The organism is Azospirillum sp. UENF 211521, from assembly GCF_058780535.1.
Genome location: NZ_JBSNCF010000002.1, coordinates 1,206,754 through 1,231,131 on the forward strand (window position 1 = coordinate 1,206,754; position 24,378 = coordinate 1,231,131).

General features: G+C 69.4%; 20 protein-coding genes and 2 pseudogenes. 12 read left to right on the plus strand and 10 right to left on the minus strand.

What is annotated here, in order from left to right:
* Positions 1-38: 38 nt before the first annotated feature.
* The 5 genes from ACWPN5_RS22265 (at position 39) to ACWPN5_RS22285 (ending at position 6,102) form a co-directional block, all read left to right on the plus strand.
* Entirely contained in the window at positions 39-1,100 is a 1,062-nt protein-coding gene (locus tag ACWPN5_RS22265) for a flagellar biosynthesis protein FlhF (RefSeq protein WP_492297412.1), read from the plus strand.
* The gene (locus ACWPN5_RS22270) at positions 1,097-1,891 is read left to right on the plus strand and encodes a MinD/ParA family protein (protein ID WP_014198325.1); all 795 of its coding nucleotides are present in this window, start codon (positions 1,097-1,099) and stop codon (positions 1,889-1,891) included. The genes ACWPN5_RS22265 and ACWPN5_RS22270 overlap by 4 nt, the downstream gene beginning before the upstream one ends.
* Positions 1,892-1,898: 7 nt before the next feature.
* Positions 1,899-3,974, plus strand: a complete 2,076-nt coding sequence (locus ACWPN5_RS22275) for a hypothetical protein (RefSeq protein ID WP_492297414.1) — start codon at positions 1,899-1,901, stop codon at positions 3,972-3,974.
* A 14-nt stretch (positions 3,975-3,988) separates the two neighbouring features.
* On the plus strand, positions 3,989-4,351 hold the full coding sequence (locus ACWPN5_RS22280) for a hypothetical protein (protein ID WP_145681016.1): 363 nt from the start codon (positions 3,989-3,991) through the stop codon (positions 4,349-4,351).
* 143 nt (positions 4,352-4,494) lie between these two features.
* Positions 4,495-6,102, plus strand: coding sequence for a diguanylate cyclase domain-containing protein (locus tag ACWPN5_RS22285; RefSeq protein WP_492297416.1), 1,608 nt, complete (start codon positions 4,495-4,497; stop codon positions 6,100-6,102).
* A 27-nt stretch (positions 6,103-6,129) separates the two neighbouring features.
* Here the strand turns inward: ACWPN5_RS22285 and ACWPN5_RS22290 are convergent, their stop codons facing one another.
* Complete coding sequence (locus ACWPN5_RS22290) at positions 6,130-6,567, minus strand: flagellar FliJ family protein (protein ID WP_137141835.1); 438 nt, start codon at positions 6,565-6,567, stop codon at positions 6,130-6,132.
* Entirely contained in the window at positions 6,564-7,910 is a 1,347-nt protein-coding gene (gene fliI, locus ACWPN5_RS22295) for a flagellar protein export ATPase FliI (protein WP_145681018.1), read from the minus strand. The genes ACWPN5_RS22290 and fliI overlap by 4 nt, the downstream gene beginning before the upstream one ends.
* Positions 7,911-8,187: 277 nt before the next feature.
* Between fliI and ctrA the strand changes: the two genes are divergently transcribed.
* Positions 8,188-8,919 carry a response regulator transcription factor CtrA gene (gene ctrA, locus ACWPN5_RS22300; RefSeq protein ID WP_109070287.1) on the plus strand — a complete coding sequence of 244 codons (732 nt, stop codon included), beginning with the start codon at positions 8,188-8,190 and terminating at the stop codon, positions 8,917-8,919.
* Positions 8,920-8,989: 70 nt separating this feature from the next.
* On the opposite strand, the gene ACWPN5_RS22305 is transcribed toward ctrA, so the two are convergent.
* Positions 8,990-9,184, minus strand: a complete 195-nt coding sequence (locus tag ACWPN5_RS22305) for a YjiS-like domain-containing protein (protein WP_145681019.1) — start codon at positions 9,182-9,184, stop codon at positions 8,990-8,992.
* 175 nt (positions 9,185-9,359) lie between these two features.
* On the opposite strand from ACWPN5_RS22305, the gene gcvA reads away from it, so the two are divergent.
* Positions 9,360-10,265 carry a transcriptional regulator GcvA gene (gcvA, locus tag ACWPN5_RS22310; RefSeq protein ID WP_200479130.1) on the plus strand — a complete coding sequence of 302 codons (906 nt, stop codon included), beginning with the start codon at positions 9,360-9,362 and terminating at the stop codon, positions 10,263-10,265.
* Position 10,266: 1 nt separating this feature from the next.
* On the opposite strand, the pseudogene ACWPN5_RS22315 reads toward gcvA, so the two are convergent.
* The 6 genes and pseudogenes from ACWPN5_RS22315 to ACWPN5_RS22340 all read right to left on the minus strand — a co-directional run bounded on the left by ACWPN5_RS22315 (position 10,267) and on the right by ACWPN5_RS22340 (position 17,002).
* A pseudogene (locus tag ACWPN5_RS22315) lies at positions 10,267-11,113 on the minus strand (CheR family methyltransferase).
* Positions 11,110-12,210 (minus strand): protein-glutamate methylesterase/protein-glutamine glutaminase, encoded by a 1,101-nt coding sequence (locus ACWPN5_RS22320; RefSeq protein WP_186465968.1) that lies wholly within the window; start codon positions 12,208-12,210, stop codon positions 11,110-11,112. Before ACWPN5_RS22320 ends, ACWPN5_RS22315 begins: the two are co-directional and overlap by 4 nt.
* Positions 12,211-12,348: 138 nt before the next feature.
* Positions 12,349-12,714: a response regulator gene (locus ACWPN5_RS22325; RefSeq protein ID WP_145672709.1), complete on the minus strand. Its 366-nt coding sequence runs from the start codon at positions 12,712-12,714 to the stop codon at positions 12,349-12,351.
* Between the two features lie 48 nt (positions 12,715-12,762).
* Positions 12,763-13,261: pseudogene (locus ACWPN5_RS22330) on the minus strand (chemotaxis protein CheW).
* A complete protein-coding gene (locus tag ACWPN5_RS22335; RefSeq protein WP_492297419.1) occupies positions 13,258-16,023 on the minus strand; it encodes a hybrid sensor histidine kinase/response regulator in 2,766 nt (921 codons plus the stop codon). Before ACWPN5_RS22335 ends, ACWPN5_RS22330 begins: the two are co-directional and overlap by 4 nt.
* A gap of 334 nt (positions 16,024-16,357) precedes the next feature.
* Positions 16,358-17,002 (minus strand): histidine phosphotransferase family protein, encoded by a 645-nt coding sequence (locus ACWPN5_RS22340; protein ID WP_200478481.1) that lies wholly within the window; start codon positions 17,000-17,002, stop codon positions 16,358-16,360.
* Positions 17,003-17,245: 243 nt separating this feature from the next.
* On the opposite strand from ACWPN5_RS22340, the gene ACWPN5_RS22345 reads away from it, so the two are divergent.
* The 5 genes from ACWPN5_RS22345 to ACWPN5_RS22365 all read left to right on the plus strand — a co-directional run bounded on the left by ACWPN5_RS22345 (position 17,246) and on the right by ACWPN5_RS22365 (position 23,661).
* Positions 17,246-17,428: a DUF3553 domain-containing protein gene (locus ACWPN5_RS22345; RefSeq protein WP_492297421.1), complete on the plus strand. Its 183-nt coding sequence runs from the start codon at positions 17,246-17,248 to the stop codon at positions 17,426-17,428.
* On the plus strand, positions 17,425-17,823 hold the full coding sequence (locus ACWPN5_RS22350; protein WP_492297423.1) for a c-type cytochrome: 399 nt from the start codon (positions 17,425-17,427) through the stop codon (positions 17,821-17,823). The genes ACWPN5_RS22345 and ACWPN5_RS22350 overlap by 4 nt, the downstream gene beginning before the upstream one ends.
* A 116-nt stretch (positions 17,824-17,939) precedes the next feature.
* A complete protein-coding gene (locus tag ACWPN5_RS22355; RefSeq protein WP_492297425.1) occupies positions 17,940-20,360 on the plus strand; it encodes a penicillin acylase family protein in 2,421 nt (806 codons plus the stop codon).
* Positions 20,357-21,592, plus strand: a complete 1,236-nt coding sequence (locus ACWPN5_RS22360; RefSeq protein ID WP_492297427.1) for a threonine ammonia-lyase — start codon at positions 20,357-20,359, stop codon at positions 21,590-21,592. Before ACWPN5_RS22355 ends, ACWPN5_RS22360 begins: the two co-directional genes overlap by 4 nt.
* Positions 21,593-21,705: 113 nt before the next feature.
* Entirely contained in the window at positions 21,706-23,661 is a 1,956-nt protein-coding gene (locus tag ACWPN5_RS22365; protein WP_492297428.1) for a M10 family metallopeptidase C-terminal domain-containing protein, read from the plus strand.
* 59 nt (positions 23,662-23,720) lie between these two features.
* On the opposite strand, the gene ACWPN5_RS22370 is transcribed toward ACWPN5_RS22365, so the two are convergent.
* On the minus strand, positions 23,721-24,215 hold the full coding sequence (locus tag ACWPN5_RS22370; RefSeq protein WP_492297430.1) for a flavin reductase family protein: 495 nt from the start codon (positions 24,213-24,215) through the stop codon (positions 23,721-23,723).
* Between the last annotated feature and the right edge of the window lie 163 nt (positions 24,216-24,378).

Consider the following 24,378-nt stretch of genomic DNA (forward strand, 5'->3'; position numbering starts at 1 on the left):
GCCATGACGAACCAGTGTGACAGGCGGGGAGCGGGCCGATGCGGCTGAAGTCGTTCCACGCCAAGTCCATGTCCGAAGCCATGCGCATGGTCCGCCAGACGCTGGGCGACGATGCCATCATCGTCGCCACGCGCGAGGAGGATGGCGGCGGCGTTCGCGTGACCGCGGCGGTGGAGGACGACGATCTGCTGATGGCGCAGGCGCGCACGGCCCAGCCGACCCGGACCGCCCGCCCCGTGGTGGTGGTCGAGGAGGAGCCGGAGATCGACGTGGGCGAGGTGGTGGCCGACGTGCTGCACCGCCACGGCGTTCCCGCCGCGCTGGCCGAGCAGTTGATCGACGCCGCTGCCGGTCTGGAGACCGACGACCCCGCGCTGGCGCTGGGCGCCGCCCTCGACTCCATGTTCACCTTCAGCCCGCTGCAGGACCGGCGCGGCGGCAACAAGCCGCTGATCCTGGTCGGACCGCCGGGCAGCGGCAAGACGCTGATCGTCGCCAAGCTGGCCGCCCAGGCGGTGTTCCGCAAACGCTCGGTCGGCGTGATCACCACCGACACGGTTCGCGCCGGCGGCATGGAACAGTTGGCCGCCTTCACGCGTCTGATGAAAATCAAACTGGCGACGGTGGAGGACCCCGACGCGCTCGCGGGCGCGTTCGAGGTCAGCCGCGGCGCCGACGTCGTCCTGGTGGATACCGCCGGGCGCAACCCCTACAACCGGGAAGACATGGCCGACCTCAAGGCCCTGCTGTCCGCCGGGGTGGCCGAGCCGATCCTCGTGCTCCCCGCCGGGCTGGACGCCATGGAAGCCGCCGACATCGCCCAGTCCTTCAAGGCGCTGGGCGTGCGGCGGATGCTGATCACCCGGCTCGACATGGCGCGGCGGCTGGGCAGCCTGCTCGGCACCGCGCACCGTTCGCGCATGGCCTTCTGCAACGCCAGCGTTTCCTCCAAAGTGGCCGAAGGACTGACACCGCTGAACCCGGTGGCCTTCGCCCGCCTGATGATGCCCGCCGAGGACAAGGCGGCGCGCAACCGGCCCAAGCCGGCGGCCCCTGCCAAGACCAAAGCCGTTCGTTCTTCGTCGAGGACCATCCCATGACCGATCCGGTGTTTCCGGCCGCCCTCAAGAACGTTCACCCGCTGCGCGGTGCCAACGTCATCGCCGTGGCCAGTGGAAAGGGCGGCGTCGGCAAGACGTGGTTCTCGATCACGCTCGCCCACGCGCTGACCAAGATGGGCAAGAACTCGCTGCTGTTCGACGGCGACCTCGGCCTCGCCAACGTCGACATCCAGCTCGGCTTCCAGCCGAAGAACGATCTCGGCGCGGTCATCAACGGCGACGTGACGCTGGGCCGCGCGGCCCAGCGCTACACCGAGGGCGGCTTCGACATCATCGCCGGCCGCTCCGGCTCCGGCACGCTCGCCCAGCTGCCGAGCCAGCGCCTGTCCGGCCTGCGCAACGACCTGATGGAGCTGGCCCGGCGCTACGACTGCGTCATCATGGACATGGGCGCCGGCGTCGACCGCACGGTGCGCACCCTGTCCGGCCCGGCCGGGACGACGCTGGTGGTGACGACGGACGAGCCGACCTCGCTGACCGATGCCTACGCCTTCATCAAGCTGACCCACGCCACCAACCCCACCGCCGACCTGCGCGTTGTGGTCAACATGGCGCAGAGCGTGAAGGACGGCGAGCGCACCTACGGCACCATCCTGAAGGCCTGCCAGAACTTCCTGAAATACAAGCCCGCCCTGGCCGGCATCATCCGCCGCGACCTGAAGGTGCGCGACGCCATCCGCAACCAGTCGCCGCTGCTGACCCGCTCCCCCAGCTCCGACGCGGCGCGGGACGTGCTGGCCATCGCCCAGCGGCTTCTGAACGGCCAGTAAGTCCGGGATGGGGGGCGCCCTTCCACCCCCGGTCGTCGGAACGCCCGCCACCCCCGCGGCGGCGGCCACCCCCGCGCCCGCCCCGGTGGCGGTCGCCGAGGGCACGGTCAAGGCCCTGCCCGAGCGCCTGCAGGACATCGCCCGCCCGGTGGTGCTGACCGGCACCGTCGTCGGGACCACGCCGGAGGGCTTGGCCCGCGTGCGCACCCAGGCCGGCGAGCTGCTCGTGCAGACCCCGACGCCGCTGCCCGCCGACAGGCCGGTGATGCTCCAGATCACCCCGGCGCAGGTGCTGCTGGAGCAGGCCGCATCGGCCGATCCCGCCGCGGCGTCCCCCACCCAGAGCCTCGCGGCGAAGGTGCTGGTGCTGACCCAGGGCACCCCGGCCACGGCACCAACCACATTGCCGAACGTCCCGACCACGCCGACAACGAGCGGACCGGCGCCGATCATCCCCGGCCAGACCGGCGCGGCACGGCCTCAGGGCTCGGCGACTCCGGTGGTGATCCTGCCCAACCCGGCGTCCACCACAGCGACAACAGGACCGGCCGGCCAGCCGCTTCCCCTGCTGCTGCCGGGCACCATCGTGCCGGCGCTGGTCATCGCCGCGGCGCCCAAGCCTCCGGCTCCCCCCGGCATGGCCCCGGCCCTTCCTGGCCAGCCGGCCGCCACACCGGCCACACCGGCCCCGCCCCCCGTCACGGACGGCGCCTCCGGCGCGCCCCCGGCGCCGGCCAGCCAGCCCAGTACCACTTCCGCTCCTCCGCAGGCGCCGCCTTCCCCCGCTCCGGCGGGAGCGACGGCGCCGCCTCCCGGCAAGCCGATGCTCGACGCCACGGTGGAACTCGGCGGTGACGCGGCGCATCCCGGCGGCGACCTCGGAGAGCCGGCGTCTTCCGCGAAACCGGCCCTCGCGAAGCCCACCACGGACCCCATGCTGACCCAGGGCGGCACCGTCGCTCTGAAGATCCTGACCGTCACCCCGCCACCGGACCAGCCGCCGGCCGCTCGGCCCGACGACGCTTCCCTCCCGCCGGATGATCAGAATCCCGGCACCCCGCCGCGCAAGGACGGCGCACCGCCTCACCCGGTGTCCCCGCCGCTGGCAGCGCCGCAGCCGCTCCCCGCCCCGCCACGCACCGCGGCGGCCGCGGCGGCCGCGACGCCGACCATGCCCGGCGCGCACCCCGGGTCCGCCCCGGCGTCTCCGGAGTTCCCCGACGGGCCGGTGCTGAAGGGCACGGTGGCCGGCAGCACGCCGCAGGGCCAGCCGATCCTCGCCACACCCCAGGGCATGCTGGCGCTGAACGTCCAGGCGAGCCTGCCGCAGGGCAGCGCCGTCACCGCCATGCTGACCGATCCGGCCAAGGCGCTCCAGACCGCACCGTCCCCGCTCGCCGCGGAGCCGGGCCCGTTGAGCGAACGGGACTGGCCGGCCATGCGCCAACTTCTGACCGCCCTGGCCGGGGTGGACCGCTCCGCCGCGCAGGCGCTGATCGGCACGGTGATGCCGCAGCCGAACCGCAAGCTGGGCGCGGCGATCAGCTTCTTCCTGTCGGCGATCCGCGGCGGCGACGCCCGCGGCTGGCTGGGCGAGGACGCCGCCTCCGCCCTGGAGAAATCCGGCCAGGGAAGCCTGCTGTCCCAGTTGGAGCGCGAGTTCCGCAGCCTCCAGCAGCAGGCGGGCGATCCCCTGCCCGGCGACTGGCGCCCCTACACCCTGCCGATGATGGACGCCAACGGGCTGCTGCCCATGAAGCTGCACATCCACCCCATCCAGCCCGACGAGGATGGGAAAACGGGCCGCAAGGCCGGCGACAAGGGCAGCCGCTTCCTGCTCGACCTCGATCTCAGCCGTCTCGGCCCGATGCAGCTCGACGGGCTGGTGCAGCCCAACCGGTTCGACCTGATCCTGCGCAGCCACACCCCGCTGGCGCCGGAGATCCGCCTGGACCTGATCCAGATTTTCGCGGACAGCATCCGTGCCGTCGGCTACATCGGCGGCCTGTCCTTCCAGTCCGGCGCCAAATGCTGGGTCAAGCTGACCCGCGTCGGAGCCGGCGGCAGCAGCTACACCGCCTGACGAGCCCGGACGCCATGCACCGCCGCGAATTTTTGACCACCGCCGCCAACCCGGACGCCCGCCACGACTATCTGGTGGAGTTGCACGGGGAACCGGCGCCCGGCATCCGCCTGACCCTGCGCTACGTGCCCGACCGCGCGGTGGGCACGCCGGACGGTGTCGCCGCCTATCTCGGCGCCCTGTTCGACACCGCGGCGGCGGCCGGTCCGGAGGCGCTGGCCGTCGCCGTGCTCGACGACCTCAACAACGAATTGATCCCCCGCTGGGTGGAGATCACGGTGGAGCGGAGCCTGCCCGTCCCCCACCGCGTGGTCATCGAGGACCGCCAACCCGGCTGGGACAACCCGCATCTGTTCTCCCGGATGCGGCGCGTCTGATTTCCCGTTCCCGTCGCCATCATCCGGACGGCATGGCTGCACCGCGCCGATCCACGGCGTTGATCGCTTGATTTCCTCAACCCGCATGCGAATAAAGCGGGTCGGTCGGTGCGTGGATGAGTCCGTTGAAACGTACACGAATATTGAGACGCGCCCAAACCCTCTGGGCGCGCGTTGGGCTTCGCGCACGCCTCGAAGCCTTCATTCTGCTCGCCCTTCTTCCACTGGTGGTTCTGGTCCTCGTTCTTCTTCTTCAAGAGCGCAGCCAGGACATCGAACGGGCACGCGAGGGCACCCGCCTTCTGGCCCACCGCGGGGCGCTGCAGCAGACACAGATCGTGCAGCAGGTCCGCAGCGTCCTCCAGCTTCTCACCCTCGTTCCCGACATCCGGGAAGCGATCCCCGGACGCTGCACCACCCTGTTGAAGCAAACGACCGACCTGTATCCCTGGGCCTCCGGTTTCGGTGTGTTCGATCCCGATGGAAAGCTGCTGTGCAACAGCAGCGACAATCGGCCCGTGAACCTCGGCCAGCGCGACTACTTCAAAGAGGCGGTGGCGGCGCGCCGATTCACGGTCAGCAACTTCCTGATCGGCCAGAACAGCAAGCAGCCCCGCGTGGTCGCCGCCCTGCCGATTCTCGGCGCCGGCGGATCGGTCAGCCGTGTGCTGGTGGCCGGCGTGGATCTGAGCTGGCTTGCCGAACTGTCCGCCGAGATCGCCCGCGAGTCCGGCGGGACCGTGTCGCTGTTCGACTCCCAGGGGACGATCCTCGCCCGCGTGCCGGACCCGCAGGGCCTCGTCGGGCACTCCATGGGCGACCACCCGACGGTCCGCAGGTTCCTTGAGGACGACGCGGGCATCATCGAGGGCGGCGGCCTGGACGGCGTGCCCCGGATCAGCGGCTTCGCGACCCTGGCGGACACCGGCGCCAAGATCGTCGTCGCCGTCGCCCGCGACGACATCCTGGCCGCGGCCGACCGGAACCTGCTGGTGGGAACCGGTGTCATGGTCGGCGTGGTGCTCCTCATCGTCGGAGGGGTCTGGGTGCTGATGGACGTGATGATCCTGCGCGGCCTGCGCGACCTCAAGGCGTCGGCGGCGTTTCTCTCGTCGGACCTCTTCGATCCTCACGCCCCCTGCACGCCCGCTCCAACTCATCCGTCCGAGTTCAGCCAGGTCGCCCAGGCGATGCGGACAATGGGACGGACGCTGACCGCCATCGCGTTCGAGGATCGCCTGACCGGGCTCGCCAACCGACGCTCCTTCGAAGCGCATGTGGAGCGCCTTCAGGAGCAGCCGGCGGAGGAGCAGACCGCGATCGCCATCCTCTACATCGACCTCGACGGGTTCAAACCGGTCAACGACCAGCACGGACACCACACCGGCGACGCCGCATTGAAGGAGATCGGTGCCCGGCTGTCGCGCTGCGTGCGCCATGGGGATTTCGCCGGCCGCCTCGGCGGCGACGAGTTCGCCGTTCTGCTGTCCCTGGCGGACGGCCAGCCGGAGCGTTACATCCGGGACGTCGCCCGACGGATCATCGACAGCGTGTCCGCCCCGATCCTGGTCGATGACCTGGACGTCCGGATCGGGTGCAGCATCGGCATCGCGCTTTGGCCATCGGACACGGAGGATCTCGTCGTGGCTCTCCAGAACGCCGATCAGGCGCTGTACGCCGCCAAACGCGCCGGCCGCGGCCGCGCGGTCACCTATTCGGAGTTTTCCGACAATAAGGCCGAGTCGATCTGAGCAGGCCTGTCGGATTGGCCCGGCGCGTCAGGACTCGACGCTGCTCTCCTCCTGCTGGCGGCGGCGGAAGCCGACCAGAGCGGTTTCATCCAGCATGTTGGCCTCCTTGCGCTTGAGCTTCTCCTTCTCGCGCTTCAGCCGCTCCTCCTCGGCCAGCTCGTAGCGCTTCAGTTCCTGGAAGGCTTCAGCCATCTCGTCGGTGGCGACGGCGATCTGGGCCTCGACCTGCCCCATGGACTGGGTCAGCCGCTTGCCGCGCTCCATCGCCGCCTGGATGTAGTTGCTGTAGGTGAAGGCGTATTCGACGTTGCCGCGGGCGGTGTCGCGCTCCGCGGCGATCTCCTCCTTCAGCCGCTCGATCTCCGCCTGGAGCCGGTCGGCGAGGTTCTGAAGTTCCGCCAGCGCCCGGCGCTTCTCGTCGAGCTTCCATTTCTGAAGGCGGATGATGGTCTTGAGACTGCTCATTCTTGCGGCGGCCACTGTTCAATGCCGAAGATGGCGGCAAGCTGGGCGTAGCTGTTGTCGAGGTCGGTCGCCTCGCGTTTGCCCTGCTTCAGGAACGCCTCCAAGGCCGGCTGGAAATGGATGGCCTCGTCAACCTGCGGGTCGGTGCCCTTGCGGTAGGCGCCGAGGCGGATCATCTCCGCCATGTTGTCGTAGGACGACATCAGCCGCCGCGCGTGGTTGACCAGCTCGTTCTCCATGGGAGAGTTGCAGCCGGGCATGGTGCGCGACACGCTACGCAGGATGTTGATGGCCGGATAGCGCCCGCGCTCGCCGATCTGGCGCTCCAGGACGATGTGGCCGTCCAGGATGCCGCGCACGGCGTCGGCGATGGGTTCGTTGTGATCGTCGCCTTCGACCAGCACGGTGAACAGGCCGGTGATCGAGCCCGACCCGTTCAAGCCCGGCCCGGCGCGCTCCAGCAGGCGCGGCAACTCGGCGAAGACGGTCGGGGGATAGCCCTTGGTCGTCGGCGGCTCGCCGGCGGACAGGCCGATCTCGCGCTGGGCCATGGCGAAGCGGGTCACGCTGTCCATCATGCACAGCACGTTGCAGCCGGCGTCGCGGAAGGCTTCCGCCACGGCCAGAGTCATGTAGGCGGCTTGGCGGCGCATCAGCGGCGCCTCGTCGGAGGTGGCGCAGACCACGACGCTGCGCGCCAGACCCTCCTCCCCCAGATCCTCGGTGATGAATTCCTGAAGCTCGCGCCCGCGCTCGCCGATCAGCCCGATCACCGCGACCTCGGCGCCGGAGAAACGGGCGAGCATCGACATCACCGACGACTTGCCGACGCCGGAGCCGGCGAAGATGCCCATGCGCTGGCCGCGGCAGCAGGTGAGGAAGGCGTTGATGGCGCGGATGCCCAGGTCCAGCTTCTCGCCCACGCGGGCGCGGGAATGGGCGGGCGGCGGGTTGTTGCGGATGGGAACGCCGTGCGTCCCCTTGGGCAGCGGTCCCTTGCCGTCCACCGGCTCGCCCAGCGCGTTGATGACGCGGCCGAGCCACGCCTCCGTCGGGAAGACCATGGGCTGGCTGTCCGACACCAGCGCGCGGCAGCCCAGCCCGACACCGTCGATGGAGCCGAAGGGCATCAGCAGCGCGCGGCCCTGACGGAAGCCGACCACCTCGCAGGGGACTTGCCGGCCGTCGCGGGATTCGACGATGCAGCGGCCGCCCACCGACAATTCCTTCTCGATCCCCCCGACCTCGACCAGCAGGCCGAGCACGGCGGTCACCCGCCCGAACCGGCTGCAGCCGGAGACGGACTCGATTTCCTGAAGGATGCGGGCGACGTCGGCGGGCACGGTCTTGCGGGTTCGCGAACGGGAATGGGACGGGTGAGCCGGGCGCGGGCGGCGCAAGTCGCGGTGGGCACGGAGTCCCCCGCCATGCCGCCCCCGTCATGCTCATCCAAAAACATTAACGTTAAATGAAGTGCTATGCCTCTGGCGTTAAGCTGAATCGTCTGTTAACTTGTGTAAACGGACGGGCCGATCTGTTAAGGGAATCGGTTAAGGAACTGCGGGAAAGCAACGCCGCATCGGAAGCCAGAAACGCGCCATCTAACATCGGGATATCGCCATGAGGGTTCTGCTGGTCGAAGACGATTCCTCCACGGCCAAGAGCATCGAACTGATGCTTCAGTCGGAAGGCTACATCGTCGACTCTACCGACCTCGGTGAGGATGGACTCGAAATCGGCAAGCTGTACGATTACGACATCATCATCCTCGATCTGATGCTGCCGGACATCGATGGCTACGAGGTGCTGCGCCGCCTGCGCGCCGCCCGTGTGACCACGCCGATCCTCATTCTTTCCGGCCTGTCGGAGCTGGACCACAAGATCAAGGGTCTGGGCTTCGGCGCCGACGACTATCTGACAAAGCCCTTCGACAAGCGCGAGCTGATCGCCCGCATCCAGGCCATCGTTCGCCGCTCCAAGGGCCATTCCGACAGCATCATCCGCACCGGCCGTCTGACCGTGAACCTGGACACCCGCACGGTGGAGGTGGACAACCAGCCGCTCCACCTGACCGGCAAGGAATACGGCATCCTGGAGCTGCTGTCGCTGCGCAAGGGCACGACCCTGACCAAGGAGATGTTCCTGAACCATCTCTACGGCGGCATGGACGAGCCGGAGCTGAAGATCATCGACGTCTTCGTCTGCAAGCTGCGCAAGAAGCTGGCCGCGGCGACCCAGGGCGACAATTACATCGAGACGGTGTGGGGCCGCGGCTATGTGCTGCGCGACCCGCACGAGGACGCGTCCCCGATCCCGCGCGTCCCGCACCCACAGGCACAGGCGGCCGGCTGACCGCCGACCGCCCGTCACCGTTAACCGTCATCCCGATGAACGGCGGGCCTGGGCCCGCCGCCAACCGCACTCACTCCTGCCAGAACGCCTTGTCGGTTTCGCGGCGGGCGTCCTTGCGGCTCAGCCCGACATCGCGCAGCAGATGGTCGTCCAGAGCCGCCAGGGAGCGGCGCTGCCGGTGACGCTCGATCATCCCCAGCACCTCGCCGAACGCGCGCTCGGCAAACCGCCGCGCGCCGCCGCCAGCCTGTCCAAGAGACACCATGCCCCGGTCTGTGGAAACGGCGCCCAGCGCTCTCCTGCTCATGATCCAACACTCCGCTTGATGATTTCCGTCCCCTAGAAATGCCCCGGAAGCGGCTTGTCCGCAAAGGATGCTTTCTCTAACCTGCATGAGAGAATTTCATGCGGCCGGTCAACAATCCGGCGGATGCGGACCCATGCAGATCCCTCCCCTCAACGGCCTGCGCGCGTTCGAAGCGGCGGCCCGCCATCTCAGCTTCACCCGGGCGGCGGAGGAGCTGAACGTCACCCAGAGCGCGATCAGCCACCAGATCCGCACGCTGGAGGACCGGCTGGGCATCCGGCTGTTCCGCCGGCTGAATCAGGCGCTGGTTTTGACCGACGCCGGCCAGCTTCTGCTGCCCAGCGTGCGCGACGCCTTCGCGCGGCTGGCCACCGGCCTGGAGCGGGTGATGGAGCACGAACGCTCCGGCGTGCTGACGATGAGCGTTTCGCCCTCCTTCGCCAGCCGCTGGCTGATGAGCCGCATCGGCCGCTTCCGCGCCCGCCACCCGGAAATCCACCTGCGCATCAGCGTCAGCCAGCACGAGATCGACTTCGAGCGCGAGGCCGACATCGACATCGGGCTTCGTCATGGCCTGGGGGTGTGGGAGGGTTTGCGGGCCGACCGCTTCCTCGATGACGCGGTGTTTCCCGTCTGCAGCCCGGCTCTGCTTCAGGGACCGACGCCGCTGGGGCAGCCGGCCGACCTGCGCCATCACGTCCTGGTCGAGGAGACCGGCCACAGCTATTGGGCGACGTGGCTGGCCATGGCCGGGCTCGGCGACCTGAAGCCAAGCTCCGAGATGGTCTTCGACGAGATCGGCATCGCCATCGAAGCGGCGGAGAACGGCCAGGGCATCGCGATGGCGCGCGGCACCCTGGTCCTGGAGGAACTGGCGAGCGGGCGGCTGACCCGGCTGTTCGACCTCGCCCTGCCGGGAGACTTCGGTTACTACCTCGTCTGCCCGGAGGTGACCGCCGACCGGCCCAAGATCGCCGCCTTCCGCCGCTGGATCATGGAGGAAGGCGCCGCCGACCGTCTCACCGTCACGCCACCCTAAATCACACGGCGGCCCGCAGCCCGCTCGGCACCTGGAAGCCGCCCAGGCTGTAGAGGCCGCGCTGGCCGTCCACCGGCTTGAAACGGTCGGTGATGCCCAGCACGGTCTCGGCGCCGCCGAGATAGAGCACGCCGTCCTGCGGCATCTGGCGGGAAATCGCCTCCAGCACCTTGGTCTTGGTCGGCTGGTCGAAATAGATCAGCACGTTGCGGCAGAACACGATGTCGAACTGCCCCAGCGCCGAGAGGTCGCCCAGCAGGTTGAACTCGCGGAAGGAGGCCATCTGGCGAAGCTGCTGGCTGATCTGCCACTTGTCGCCCTGCTGCTTGAAATGCTTCACCAGCATTTGAATCGGCAGGCCGCGCTGCACCTCGAACTGGGTGTAGATGCCCGACTTGGAGCGCTCGACCATTTCCGCCGAGATGTCGGTGCCGACGATCTCGATCCGCCAGCCGGCCAGCTTCGCCGCGTCCTCGTTCAGCAGCATGGCCAGCGAGTAGGCCTCCTGCCCGGACGAGCAGGCCGCCGACCAGATGCGGATCGACCGCTTGGCGGACCGCGCCTCCAGCAGCCGCGGCAGGACGATCTGCCTGAACTGATCGAAAGGCTTCTGGTCGCGGAAGAAGGACGAACTCGTTGGTCGTCATCGCCTCGGTGATGTCGCGCAGCAGCGCTTCGTCCTTGCGCGTCCGCACGGTGGAGGCCAGCTCCTCCAGCCCCTTCATGTTCCACTTGCGCGCCACCGGCATCAGCCGGGATTCGAGCAGGTAGGCCTTGTCCCGGGTCAGGACCAGACCGGAACGCTGCTTGAGCAGCGTGGAGAACATGTCGAAATCTTCGACTCTCATGCTGCCCTCGATGCGAACTTGCGGATGTAGGGACCGATTTCCTTGAGCGGCAGCACCGCCGAGCAGATGCCCGCCTGGGCGACGGCGCCCGGCATGCCCCACACGACGCTGGACGCCTCGTCCTGCGCGATCAGCGTGCCGCCGGCGTTCACCACGTCGGTGCAGCCCTTCAGCCCGTCCTGCCCCATGCCGGTCAGGATGCAGGCCAGGACCTTGCGCCCGCCGAAGGCGCGGAGAATGGACCGCATCATCGGGTCCACCGCCGGGCGGCAGAAATTCTCGGGCGGGTCCTTGGTCAGCGAAATCACGTTGGCGCCCGCGCGCTGGGTCACCAGCATGTGGAAGTCGCCCGGCGCGATGTAGCAGCGTCCCGACACGATCGGCTCGCCGTCCTTCGCCTCCTGGGCGTTCAGCCCGCACTGGCGGGTGATGTGCTCGGCCAGGATGGTGGTGAAGGTCGCCGGCATGTGCTGGGTGATCAGGATCGGCTGGGTGACGCCGGCCTTCAGATGGGCGAGCACCTCGAACAGCGCCTGCGGGCCGCCCGTGGAGCTGCCGATGGCGATCACATCCGGCTTCACCTGGCCGACGGAACCGACGGCCGGAGCCGGGCGCAGCGTGACGGGCGGCGGCTCTCGCTTCAGGAAGGCGGCCGGCACCGGCGTCAGCGGGCGCAACTCGCCGCGGGTGCGGGACCCGGCGCGGCGGGCCGCGGCGCCGAGCGCTTTGACCTTCGACACCAGTTCGCGCTTGAAGGCGTCCGCCCCGCCGATCTCGCGGGTGGAGGTCGGCTTGGGGATGTAGTCGGCGGCGCCCGCGGACAGGCAGCGCATGGAGATGTCGGCCCCGCGCAGCGTCAGCGTGGAGGCCATGATGATCTTCACCTGCGGCGCCACCGCCAGCAGCTTCGGGATGGCGGTCAGCCCGTCCATCACCGGCATCTCGATGTCGAGGACGATGACGTCGAGCGAGTTGCGCTGCAGGGCGTTGACCGCCATCTGGCCGTCGCCGACCGACGCGACCACGCGGATTTCAGGATCGCCTTCCAACGCGCGGGTCAGGAGGCCGCGGATCACGGCGGAATCGTCGACCACCATCACCCGGACGGGATCGCCGCCGGCCGCACCGGTCGGATGCCCCGCCGGTGCGGGGGGAGGAGGTCTGCCGAAACGATCGGACATAACGCAATCAGCCTTTCAGGGTCGGAACGGTGCGCGGTGCGGTGGTCCCGCTCCTCACAGCAGCCCGACCTGCTCGAACTTGGTCTGGATGATGTCGCTGTCGAACGGCTTCATGATGTACTCGTTCGCCCCGGCGGACAGCGCCTCCTGGATGTGGGCGAGGTCGTTCTCCGTGGTGCAGAACACGACCTTGGGAAAGTCCCCGCCGCTCATCTTGCGCAGGCGGCGCAGGAACTCGATTCCGGTCATTACCGGCATGTTCCAGTCCAGCAGGATGGCGTCCGGCATCTTCTGCGCGCAGGCCTCCATGGCCTGCTTGCCGTCCTCCGCCTCGGTGCAGGCGAAGTGCAGCTCTTCCAGGATCTTCCGCGCGACCTTGCGGACCACGCGGCTGTCGTCGACGACCAGGCAAACTTTCATGGTGAACGGGCCTCAGGCTTCGCTTTGCACACCGACCGGGGTTTCGCCTCAGGCCGCTTCCATCGTGGTGAAGTTCAGCAGACGCGGCACGTCCAGAACCACCATGAGCTGACCGTTCAGGCGGTAGATGCCCGTGGACACCTCGCGCCAGCGCGGGTCGAGGGTGGCCGGGTTGCGCTCGAAGTCGTCGTTGGAGAGGCTCAGCACCTCCCCCACCGAGTTCGACCATCAGGCTGTAGAGCTCGCCGCGCAGGTCCACCACGATGGACATGCCCGGCTTGTCCTTCGGGCGCGACGTCAGGCCGAGCCGCAGGCGCACGTCGATGGCGGTGACGATGCGCCCGCGCAGGTTCAGCGAGCCGGCGACCTCCGGCGGGGCCAGCGGGATGCGGGTGATCCGCTGGTGCCCCAGCACGTCCTGGACCTGGAGGACCGGAATGCCGAACAGCTGGTCGGCAATCGTCATGGTCACATAGTCCTGGCTGCCACCGGAGATGATCTCGTCGCCCTTGGACTTCTTGGTGGCGGGCAGCTTGGCGTTGCTCATGCGGCACCTTTCTGCTCGGACAGGGTCTGCTGCAGCGCGTACAGCAGAGCGTCACGGTCGAACTTGGCGACATAGTCGGTGAACCCGGCCTGACGGCCGCGGTCGAGGTCGCGCGGGGAAGCGTGGCTGGACAGGGCGACCATCGGCGTGCCGCTCCAGCGGGTGCCGCCCTGGCGGACCGCCTCGGCGAAGTCGAAGCCGCTCATCCCCGGCATCTCGATGTCGGAGACGATGACGTCGAAGTCCTCGCCCGCCTCGCAGAGCGCCAGCGCCTCGTTGGCGTTCTCCACGGCGGTGACGTCGTAGCCGGCGACCGACAGAAGCGGGGTCAGCAGGTTGCGGAAGAAGGGGCTGTCGTCGACCAGCAGCACGCGCTGGAGCGTCCTCTCCTCCTCGTAGCCATCGGTCGAGGACGAGCCGAACCAATCCTTGTAGGCCTGGGTCAGGAAGAAGCCCGCGTCGAGCACGTCCGTCGCCTTGCCGGCGATGATCGCCGAGCCCATCAGGCCCGGACGGTCGGCGGTGAGCTGCACCACCAGACGCTCCTCCACGATGTCGACGATCTCGTCGACGATCAGGCCCATCGACCGGTCGCCGTCGGCGAAGACCAGGACCGGCTGGCGGCCTTCCTGGCCGATCATGAAGCCCGGATCGATCGGCACCAGCGGCATCAGCTTGCCGCGGTACTGGACCACCGGCATGCCGTTGGACGATTCGACGCTGGCGAGGTCGACATCCTCCAGGCGGGCGACCAGCGACAGCGGCACCGCCTTCGGCGCGCCGGCCCCGGCGCGGAACAGCAGGAGGGCCATCTTGTCCTCCTGGCGGGTCGCCTGGACGGAGGTCGCCTCCTTCGACGCGGTCTCGCCCATGGCCATCTCGCCGGTCGCCGACGCGATGCCGTTGGGGTCGAGGATCATGATGACCGAGCCGTCGCCGAGGATGGTGTTGCCCGAGAACATCTCGATGTGGCGCAGGATCGGCGCCACCGGCTTCACCACGATTTCCTCGGTGTCGAACACGCGGTCGACCATGATGCCGAAGGTGTAGGTGCCGACCTGCGTGACCACGATGAAGGTCTCGTCGGTCTTCTTCTCGCCGCCCTCCTGGTCGTCCAGACGCAGCAGCTCCTGCAGCGAGACCAGCGGCAGCAGGCGGTTGCGCAGGCGCAGGACCGGCGTGCCCTTCAGCCGCTCGATGGTGTGCTCGCTGTCGGCGGCGGCCCGCACCAGCTCGACCACGCTGATCTGCGGGATGGCGAAGCGCTCGCCGGCGCATTCCACGATCAGGGCGGAGACGATGGCCAGCGTCAGCGGGATCTTGATGACGAAGGTCGAGCCCTTGCCCTGCTGGGACTTGATCTCGATCGTGCCGCCAATCTTCTCGATGTTGGTCTTGACCACGTCCATGCCGACGCCGCGGCCCGACACGTTGGTGACCTTCGCCGCGGTCGAGAAGCCGGGCTTCATGATGAACTGGATGATCTGCTGGTCGGACATCGCCGCCAGCTCGCCTTCCGAGGCCATCCCGTTCTGGATCGCCTTCTGCTTGATCCGGTCGATCGCCAGGCCCTTACCGTCGTCCTGGATCTCGATGATGATGTGGCCGCCCTCGTGATAGGCGTTCAACGTGATGCGGCCGGTCTCCGACTTGCCCGCGCGCACACGGTCGGCGGGCACCTCCAGGCCGTGGTCGGCGGAGTTGCGCACCATGTGCGTCAGCGGGTCCTTGATCAGCTCCAGAACCTGGCGGTCCAGCTCGGTGTCGGCGCCGAGCATCTGGAGGTCGATCTTCTTGCCCAGTTCGTGCGACAGGTCGCGCACCAGACGCGGCAGCTTGGCCCAGGCGTTGCCGATGGGCTGCATGCGCGTCTTCATGACGCCTTCCTGCAGCTCCGACGTCACGTGGTTCAGGCGCTGCAGCGGGGCGGCGAACTCGCTCTCCTTCTGCGACCGCAGGATCTGGAGGAGCTGGTTGCGGGTCAGCACCAGCTCGGACACCATGGTCATCAGGTTTTCGAGCAGGTCCACGTTCACGCGGATGGTCTGCGCGGCGACCGCCGACTCCTTCGTCGCGGCCTCGCCGCCCGCACCGGCGCCGGATGAGGCCTCCGCGGCGGGAGCGGGCACCTTGGCGGCGGCCGGGACCGGATCGGGGTCCGGAACCACCAGATCGTGCGAGGGCGCCGGATCGTCCGCCGGCTCCGCGGCGACCGGGGCCAGCGCGGTGCTGGTCGGGCCGGGGGTGGCGTTCCAGATCGCCTCGAGCTCGTCCAGGGTGAGGTTGCCCGAGGAGGAGGCCGGGGCTTCCTCCGCCGCCGCGACCGCGGGGGCCGGCGGGGGTTCCGGGGCTGCGGCGGGCTTGGCCGGAGCGGCGGCGCCCAGCTTGCCTTCGGCGCACAGGTTCAGCCGCTCGATCAGCGGCAGGTCGTCGCCCGGGGGCTCCGCCTCCGTCGCCTCCAGCACCGCCAGCAGGCTCTTGATGGTGTCCAACGCCTGAAGGATCAGCGAGACCGCCTCAGGGTTGATGGTCAATTCCCCGTCGCGGAACTTGCCCAGCACGTTTTCCGAGGCGTGCGCGACCTTCTCCAGGCGCGGCAGGCCGAGGAAGCCGCAGGTGCCCTTGATGGTGTGCACCAGACGGAAAATGTTCGACAGAAGTTCCGGATTGTTGGGATTCTGCTCCAGACGGACCAGTTCCACGTCGAGAACCGACAGGTTCTCGTTGGTTTCCGTCAGGAATTCGGAGAGCAGATCATCCATGTCGCGATCCCCACGCCCGCAATTGTATCCGTTTCCGGCCGGGCCGTCCGGAGGGCGGCGTGCGCGACGCCGCCGGTACGGGCCATTCCAGCTACGGTCGGAGCCTGTCAAACACTGATTAAGAGAACCTTACCTCCTTCGATACCACTCTCGGGCTCCGCCGTCATGCCGAGCCACCCGGCCCAAGGTCACAGCCCGCCAGGCCGGTGCCGCCGTCCCGGCCTATGACCGCCGGGGACATTCCATACGGCCATGGCGAAGCGCCGCGCGCCGGAACGGCCGCGGTTCGGATCACGTCATTGCTGCGCGGGTCACGCCCCCGGCGGGGTCCGCATCACCAGTCGACGGTGAAGACCAGCCGGTCCGGCCCGGAGGGGGTGGCGGCGACACGATAGCCGTCGTCCTCGGCGAAGCGCCCGGTCATGTAGGCGTGGATGCTGCGCGGGGTCAGGTCGGCGGCGGCGACCGTGCCGGCCAGCGCCGCCGCGGACTCGTCCTTCAGGGCGCCGGGACGCCCGGCGGCGGTGATGGTGAAACGGCCCGCCTGCTCGTCCCCCTCCGCCGCGACGGTGATGGTGCCGCCGTGGGTCAGCGCCTCGTCGGCCAGGATGATGACGTTGAGCAGCACCTTCGACGCCCCGCGCTTGAAGGCGAGCTGGTCGTTCGGAACCCCCGCCGGCCAGTCCAGCGTGGTGCGCCCGCCCTCCAGAAGCCCCTGCGCGGAGGAGCGGGTGTCGCCGAAACCTTTCTGCTCGCGCCCGGCGAGGCCGTAGGCCAGCCGGAAGACGCGCAGCCGCCGGTCGGCCTGCCCAGAGGAATGCTCGATCAGCTTCACCGCCTCGCCCAGGAAGCCCCCGGCGGGCTCGTCCTCCATCTCCTCGATCAGTTCCAGCCCGTTGCGGATCGCTCCCACCGGGCTCACGAGGTCGTGGCAGATGCGGGAAGCGACAAGCTCGATCACACGGATGTCAAGCGGCACGGGTGGTCTCCAGATCGTTGACGGCCGACCTCCGGCGAACCGGGTGGCGGCCATGGCCGCGGCCCGGGGAACGTCGTCGAGGAACTTCCCCGGCCGGGCGGCATTCTGTTGCATGCCGGTCCCCCATGGGGATGGCCGGCGGCGACGTTCGTTTGTATCATTCCAGGGGCGCGGATGCCGCCGCTTTTCCACGGTCATCCCGCGAAAGCGATAACCAATTCCGGCGGATGCAGGAGGCGCGGCATGGACGATTCATTGGTTCCCGGCGCCTGGGTGCGCCACCCCGCCCGTCCCGACTGGGGCCTGGGGCAGGTGCAGTCGGCCATCGGCGACCGCGTCACCGTGAATTTCGAGAACGCCGGGAAGCTGCTCATCAACACGTCCGTGGTCGCGCTGACCGTGACCGATCCGGACGACATGCCGTGAGGGGCGGGCTGCCGCTGGCCGCCCTCCTCCTGCTGGCCGCCGGCAGCCCCGCGCTGGGCGACGACGCGTCCCATGCGGCGCCCGATGCGGAGCGCGGCAAGGCGCTGTTCCGCGCCTGCGCCTTCTGCCACACGCTCACTCCGGACGGCGGCAACCGCGCCGGCCCGACGCTGTGGCGGCTGTTCGGGCGCCCCGCCGGGGCGGTGGCGGGCTACCACTATTCCCCGGCGCTCAAGGGCAGCGGAATCGTCTGGGACGAGGCGGCGGTGGCCCGCCTGTTCGAGATCGGCCCCGACGTGATGACCCCCGGCAGCAAGATGCCCATGCAGACCATCACCAGCGCCGCCGACCGCCGCGATCTGGTCGAATACCTGAAGGAAGCCACGGCGCCGTAAGTCCGGATTGCGAGGCCCGCAAGCGGAATTGAGGAGCATGGCCCCGGACGGGCCCCATCCCCATCTCTGTCTGTCGAACCCCTTTCCGAGCCCCTTTTCCGAGCTGTGGTTTCCCGATGATTCCCCGCGCCGTCCGCAAGCCGCTGGCCATCCTGGTCGCCATTCTCGCCCTGGTGGTCGTGGTGCCGGTGCTGGGGGCGGGCGGCTTCCTGCTGTGGCTTCGCCAGCAGACCCCGGCCTACGAGGGCTCCGCCACCGTCCCGGGAATCGAAGGCCCGGTGGAGATCCTGCGCGACCGCAACGCCGTCCCGCACATCTTCGCCGCCACCGAGCGGGACGCCTATTTCGCGCTCGGCTACGTCCACGCGCAGGACCGGCTGTGGCAGATGGAGACGATGCGGCGCGGCGGCGCCGGGCGACTGGCCGAGCTGGTCGGCACGCGCTTCGGCGACTGGGCGCTGCGGCTCGACCGCTCCATGCGCACACTGGGCGTCTACCGCCGGGCCGAGGAGGCCTATGAGGAGCTGTCGCCGGAAGCCCGCACGGCCTTCGATGCGTACGCCGCCGGGGTCAACGCCTGGATCGAGACGCGCCGCGAAGCGCTGCCCATCGAGTTCCAGCTCCTGCGTCACACGCCGGAGCCCTGGCGGCCCGCCGACAGCCTCGTCTGGGGCAAACTGATGGCGCTCCAGCTCTCCGGCGATTCGCGGGACGAGCTGTTCCGCGCCAGCGCCCTGAAACACCTGACGCCGGAGCAGATGCGCGACCTGTTCCCGGACTCCGACCCCACCGCCCCGGTGACCCTGGCGGCGGCGCTTGACGGCCTGGATCTGCAAAAGGCGCTGGCCGCCCTGCCCGACCTCGGCTTCGACACCGCGTCCAACGAATGGGCGCTGACCGGGGCGCGCAGCGCGACCGGCAAGCCGATCATCGCCAACGACCCCCATCTCGGGCTGGAGGCGCCGATTCTGTGGTATCTGGCGCGCATCGTGACTCCGGAGCACCGCATCGCCGGGGCGACCATCCCCGGCGTGCCGCTTCACATCCTGGGGCACAACGGGCGCGTCGCCTGGGGCTTCACCACCACCCACAGCGACACCCAGGACCTGTTCATCGAGAAGCTCGACCCGCAGGACCCCGGCCGCTACCTGACGCCGGACGGCAGCGAGGCCTTCGAGACGCGCCACGAGACGATCCGCATCGCCGGCCAGCCGGACGAGACGCTGACGGTGCGCGAGACGCGGCACGGCCCGGTGCTGACCACCCCGGACGCCGCCGAGGCGGCGCCGGAGGGCCATGTGCTGGCGCTGGCTTTCCCCGGCCTGTCCGCCGCCGACACCACGGCGGAGGCGCTGTACCGCCTCAACCACGCCGCCGACGCCGCCGCGGTGCGCGAGGCGCTGTTCCTCCATGTGGCGCCGCAGCAGAACGTCGTCTACGCCGACACGGCCGGGACGCTGGGCTTCCTGTCGCCGGCGCTGGTCCCGGTGCGGCGCGGTGGCGACGGGCGCGTTCCGGTGCCGGGCTGGACCGGCGAACACGACTGGATCGGCTACATCCCCTTCGACGCGCTGCCCCAGGCGGTCGATCCGCCGTCGGGCCAGTTCGTAAACGCCAACAACGCGGTGGTCGGCCCCGGCTATCCCTACGCCCTGGCGACCGAATGGCCGGACCCCGCCCGCGCCGAGCGGATCGTGCAGATGCTCGGCGACGGCCCGCACACGGTGGAGGAGGTCGCCGCCCAGCAGATGGACGAGCTGTCCCTGCCGGCGCGCGACCTGCTGCCGCTGATGCTGGAGCCGCTGCGCAACGTGCCCGATCTCAATGGGCAGGCCCGCGCCGCGCTGGACCGTCTGGCCGGCTGGGACGGGCGCATGGACCGCGACCGGGCCGAGCCGCTGATCTTCTCCTGGTGGGAGCGGGAACTGGTGCGCAGCGTCTTCGCCGACGAGCTGGGACCGCTGTTCCAAAGCTACTGGGACCTGCGCCCGCGCGCCCTGCACCGCGTGCTGACCCAGGCGCCGCAGTGGTGCGACGACCGGACGACGCCGGCCCGCGAGGACTGCGCCACCATGCTCGCCGGGTCACTGAAGACCGCTCTGGCCGAGATTGAGCGGCGCCACGGCGCGGACATGACCGGCTGGCGCTGGGGGGCCGAGCACAAGGCCGCTCTGAACCACCGGCTGCTCGGCCGGATTCCGCTGCTCGGGTCGATGTTCGACCTGTCGATCCCGACCGGCGGCGGCGCCTTCACCGTCAACCGCGGCACCACCCGCGTGCGCGACCCACAGGACCCCTTCTCCCACGTCCATGGTCCGGGGCTGCGCGCGGTCTACGATCTGGCCGACCTCGGCAACTCCCGCTTCTCCATCGCCACCGGCCAGTCGGGCAACCCGCTGTCGCCCCATTGGGGGGATCTGGTGCAGGGCTGGCGCGACGGGGTGGGTCTGCGGTTGGCCGGCGACCGCGGCACGCTCGCCCGCGACGGCGCCACGCTGCTGACGCTTTCCCCCAACCGTCCAGGGAGTTCGCCATGACCGAGGCTACACCGTCTCCGACCCTGACCCTGGACGACGTCCGCGCCGCCGCCGCGCGGATCGGCGGCCACCTGCCCGTCACCCCCACCGAGGCCTCGCCCCGCCTGTCGGAGATCACCGGCTGCTCGGTGGTGCTGAAGCTGGAGAACCAGCACCTCACCGGATCCTTCAAGGAACGCGGGGCGCTCAACAAGCTGCTGTCGCTGGGCGAGGCGGAACGACAGGCCGGGGTGATCGCCATGTCGGCGGGCAACCACGCCCAGGCGGTGGCCTGCCACGCCACGCGGCTGGGCATCCGCTCGGTCATCGTGATGCCGTCCTTCACCCCCTTCACCAAGGTGGAGCGCACGGAAAGCCTCGGCGCGCGGGTCGAGTTGCACGGCGAGACGCTGAGCGACGCGGCGGCCTACGCGCAGGAACTGGCGGCGCGCGAGGGGCTGACCTTCGTGCACCCTTACGACGACCCGCTGATCGCCGCCGGCCAGGGCACCGCCGCCCTGGAACTGCTGGACGCCGCGCCGGACCTGGAGATGCTGGTGGTGCCGGTGGGCGGCGGCGGGCTGATCGGCGGCATGGCGGTGGCGGCCAAGGCGTTGAAGCCCGACATCGCGGTGATCGGGGTGGAGTGCGCCATGTTCCAGTCGATGCGCCAGGCGCTGGCCGGGCAGCCCATCACCTGCGGCGGCGCCACCATCGCCGACGGCATCGCCGTCAAGGCCCCCGGCGCCGTCACCCTGCCGCTGGTCCGCCGGCATGTCGACGCGGTGGTCGAGGTGGGCGAGCCGCGGCTCGAGGAGGCCGTCTACCGTCTCGCCACCGTGCAGAAGCTGGTCGCCGAGGGCGCCGGGGCGGCGGGGCTGGCCGCGGTGCTGGACGATCCGGAGCGGTTCCGCGGCAAGCGGGTGGGCATCGTCGTGTCCGGCGGCAACATCGACGCGCGCATCCTGGCGCAGGTCCTGACGCGCGGGCTGGTCTACGAGGGGCGCATGGTGCGGCTGCGCATCGGCATCACCGACGCCCCCGGCGCGCTCGCCCGCGTCGCCCGCCTGCTGGGCGAGGCCGGGGCCAACATCGTGGAGGTGCACCACCAGCGCCTGTTCCACGACGTGCCGGTGCGCATGGCCGAGATCGACGTGGTTCTGGAAACCCGCGGGCGCAGCCACGTCCAGCGCCTCGTCGCCCACATGGAGGAGGCGGGCTTCCCGACGGAGCTGATGACCGACATCTCCTGAGCCGCGGTGGAATGACGCAAGACGGTTTTCTTGTTGCGCAGCCCCTGTACAAAAATGACGCACTCCATGATAGAGAAACTCAACAGAAATTCTCTCCATCAGGATGTAAGCGCATGCCTGCCGCCTCCTGGGTCCCCACTTCGGTTGCCACCGTCTACGGGTTGACCTCCGCCAACCGACCCGCCACCGACATCGACGGTGGCCCGCTGGGATGCGATCCCGCCCTGCTCCGAACCGGCATCGTGACGGCGCCCCAGGCGATTTCCGATCCGTCCCTGACACCCATCCTGTCGGGGGCCAAATGGGGCACCACCCAGGCCGCGGTTCCGGTCACCCTCACCTATTCCTTCTACGAGAACGGCGGTCCCGCCGTCGCCACCGCGGGGGTCAATCCGGCCCCGCTGAACGCGGGCTTCCGCGACGCCATCCGCGGCGCCCTGGCCAGCATCGCCGACGTCGCCGGCATCCGCTTCGTCGAGATCACCGAGACGACGACGGGCGGCCCGCTCACCGCCCCCGGCGCGTCGGGCGCTTTGGTCGGCCATCTGCGCTTCATCGACGACGCCCGGCTGGACAGCGATCCGGGAACGCCCGCCTACGCCATCGGTCCGTCCGCCTCGACCCTGTCGAGCGGTCTGGTCGCCTTCGACTCCGACCGCGTCAACGCCGCCAGCGCCGCTGGACACGCGCGGATTCTCCGGGAGATCGGGCGCGCCCTCGGCCTCACCGACAGCTTCGAGCCCGGCGATGCGCCTGCGGCCGGCAACGATCCGCGGGCGGAGAACGGCGTGTGGAGCACGGGTTGGACGATGATGTCGGTCACGCCACCAGCCTCCCGCCTGCCAGCCGGCACGGCGTTCAACCCAGTCGGGCCGATGGCGGCGGACATCCAGGTGCTGCAGTCCTGGTATGGGGCCAACCTGAGCACGCGTACCGGGGACGACGTCTACCGCATCGACGGTCCGCTCGCGGGAGCGGCGATCTGGGACGCCGGTGGAACCGATACACTGGACGCCTCCGCTGCGTCGAGCGGTCTGCACATCGATCTCTCATCCAATGAGATCAACGGCAACGCCGTCATCGCCAAGGGCATCAGCATTGAAAACGCCATCGGCGGGGCCGGCAACGACACCATCTTCGGGTCGTTCTCCAGCCCTATCCATCTGGTCAATGGCACACTTCTTCCCGGCAGCGCCAACAATCGCCTCGACGGCGGACCGGGCAACGACGACATCATGGCGGGGTCCGGCGACGACACGCTGATCGGCGGAACGGGCAGCAACGTGCTCGACGGGAGCCTCGGGTACGACACCGCGGTCTATGGCGCCGCCTCGACCGACGCCTATGCCTACAGCCTGCACGGCACCCTGTTCCTGTCGATTCCCAAGCTGGGCATCAGCGACCGGCTGCACGGGATCGAACAACTGTCATTCACCGACCGCAGCGTCGCCGTCGCGGACGCCCCATCGATCCTACGGTCCCCCCTTCCCAATCCCGTCAAGGAGCCTCCGGTTCCCGTGCCCATCGATCCCGCGCGCCGCCTTTCGATCACCCGCGGCGGGGTCAGCAGCGAAATCGCGATGGACCGCTACTCCGGTCCGGTGAATTGGCTGCACAACAGCCACATCGGCCAGAACGACAGCGAGGCGATGCGCGGGACGGAGCGTGCCGACTTCATCAACACGGTGGGCGGCGACGACGCGGTGGACGGCAGCGGCGGCGACGACGTGCTGGACGGTGGTCTCGGCTCCAACTTCCTGACCGGCGGGAACGGCAGCGACACCTTCTTCGTGGACGGGCGCGGCGGCGGCGTCACCTGGTCGACGGTGACCGACCTGGAGGCGGGGGAATGGGTCACCGCCTGGGGCTGGAAGGAAGGGACGTCCAAACTGACCTGGGCCGAGATGGCCGGCGCGGAGAGCGCGAAGGGCGTCACCGCGCACATCGACCTCGACAGCAACGGCAGCATCGACATGAGCATGACCATCGCCGGAAAGTCCCTCGGCGCGATTTTCGTCACACCCGGAGAGGTCGGCGGCTCCAGCTACCTCGCCTTCGCCCTCAAATGACGGCCCGCCGGTGACGGTCGCCCGGTCCCGACCGGGCGCCCCGAACACCGGGTGGTGGCTCAGGGAAGCTGCGCGTAAGCGCCGCGGAAATAGAGCAGCGGGTTCCCGTCCTTGCTGCCGGACAGACGGCGCACGCGGCCCACGATGATGACGTGGTCGCCGCCGTCGTAGACATGCTCGCGGTCGCATTCCAGGGTGGCGAGGCAGCCGGTGAGGATCGGCACGCCGCTGTCCCAGCGCTCGACCCTGACACCGTCCCAGCGTTCCTGCAGGTCGCGGCGCGAGAAACGGTTGGACAACTCCGCCTGCACTTCGGCCAGGATGTTCACCGCGAAGGACGGCGCGATGGTGAAGGCTTCGAACGACATGGCCGCCCGGCCCAGGCAGAACTGCACCAGCGGCGGGTCGAGCGACACCGAGGAGAAGGAGTTCACGGTCACGCCGATCGGCTCGCCGTCCGGTGCGACGGTGGTGACCACGGCGATGCCGGTGGCGAAGCATCCGAGGGCGTTGCGGAAGGCCCGCGAGTCGAAGGCCTGAGAATCGATGGTCATGGCGGCCTGTGTGGGCTCGTCGGTTATTGGGGCGAGGGTGCGGCGGCGAAACAGCGGGATTAACCCAGCCGGACCGTCGGTGCAAGCCGCATCTGCCCCGGACCTTTGCACAGGACCGGCCGGAAGCGGCCGGAAGCCGCCCCCCGCCGCATTAAACGGATCT

What these genes read in the sequence shown, in the direction of transcription:
- ACWPN5_RS22265 (WP_492297412.1), top strand. Translation starts at nt 39, where the DNA reads ATGCGGCTGAAGTCGTTCCACGCCAAGTCCATGTCCGAAGCCATGCGC.
- ACWPN5_RS22270 (WP_014198325.1), top strand. Translation starts at nt 1,097, where the DNA reads ATGACCGATCCGGTGTTTCCGGCCGCCCTCAAGAACGTTCACCCGCTG.
- ACWPN5_RS22275 (WP_492297414.1), top strand. Translation starts at nt 1,899, where the DNA reads ATGGGGGGCGCCCTTCCACCCCCGGTCGTCGGAACGCCCGCCACCCCC.
- ACWPN5_RS22280 (WP_145681016.1), top strand. Translation starts at nt 3,989, where the DNA reads ATGCACCGCCGCGAATTTTTGACCACCGCCGCCAACCCGGACGCCCGC.
- ACWPN5_RS22290 (WP_137141835.1), bottom strand. Translation starts at nt 6,567, where the DNA reads ATGAGCAGTCTCAAGACCATCATCCGCCTTCAGAAATGGAAGCTCGAC.
- ctrA (WP_109070287.1), top strand. Translation starts at nt 8,188, where the DNA reads ATGAGGGTTCTGCTGGTCGAAGACGATTCCTCCACGGCCAAGAGCATC.
- ACWPN5_RS22305 (WP_145681019.1), bottom strand. Translation starts at nt 9,184, where the DNA reads ATGGTGTCTCTTGGACAGGCTGGCGGCGGCGCGCGGCGGTTTGCCGAG.
- gcvA (WP_200479130.1), top strand. Translation starts at nt 9,360, where the DNA reads ATGCAGATCCCTCCCCTCAACGGCCTGCGCGCGTTCGAAGCGGCGGCC.
- ACWPN5_RS22320 (WP_186465968.1), bottom strand. Translation starts at nt 12,210, where the DNA reads ATGGTGGTCGACGATTCCGCCGTGATCCGCGGCCTCCTGACCCGCGCG.
- ACWPN5_RS22325 (WP_145672709.1), bottom strand. Translation starts at nt 12,714, where the DNA reads ATGAAAGTTTGCCTGGTCGTCGACGACAGCCGCGTGGTCCGCAAGGTC.
- ACWPN5_RS22335 (WP_492297419.1), bottom strand. Translation starts at nt 16,023, where the DNA reads ATGGATGATCTGCTCTCCGAATTCCTGACGGAAACCAACGAGAACCTG.
- ACWPN5_RS22345 (WP_492297421.1), top strand. Translation starts at nt 17,246, where the DNA reads ATGGACGATTCATTGGTTCCCGGCGCCTGGGTGCGCCACCCCGCCCGT.
- ACWPN5_RS22355 (WP_492297425.1), top strand. Translation starts at nt 17,940, where the DNA reads ATGATTCCCCGCGCCGTCCGCAAGCCGCTGGCCATCCTGGTCGCCATT.
- ACWPN5_RS22360 (WP_492297427.1), top strand. Translation starts at nt 20,357, where the DNA reads ATGACCGAGGCTACACCGTCTCCGACCCTGACCCTGGACGACGTCCGC.
- ACWPN5_RS22365 (WP_492297428.1), top strand. Translation starts at nt 21,706, where the DNA reads ATGCCTGCCGCCTCCTGGGTCCCCACTTCGGTTGCCACCGTCTACGGG.
- ACWPN5_RS22370 (WP_492297430.1), bottom strand. Translation starts at nt 24,215, where the DNA reads ATGACCATCGATTCTCAGGCCTTCGACTCGCGGGCCTTCCGCAACGCC.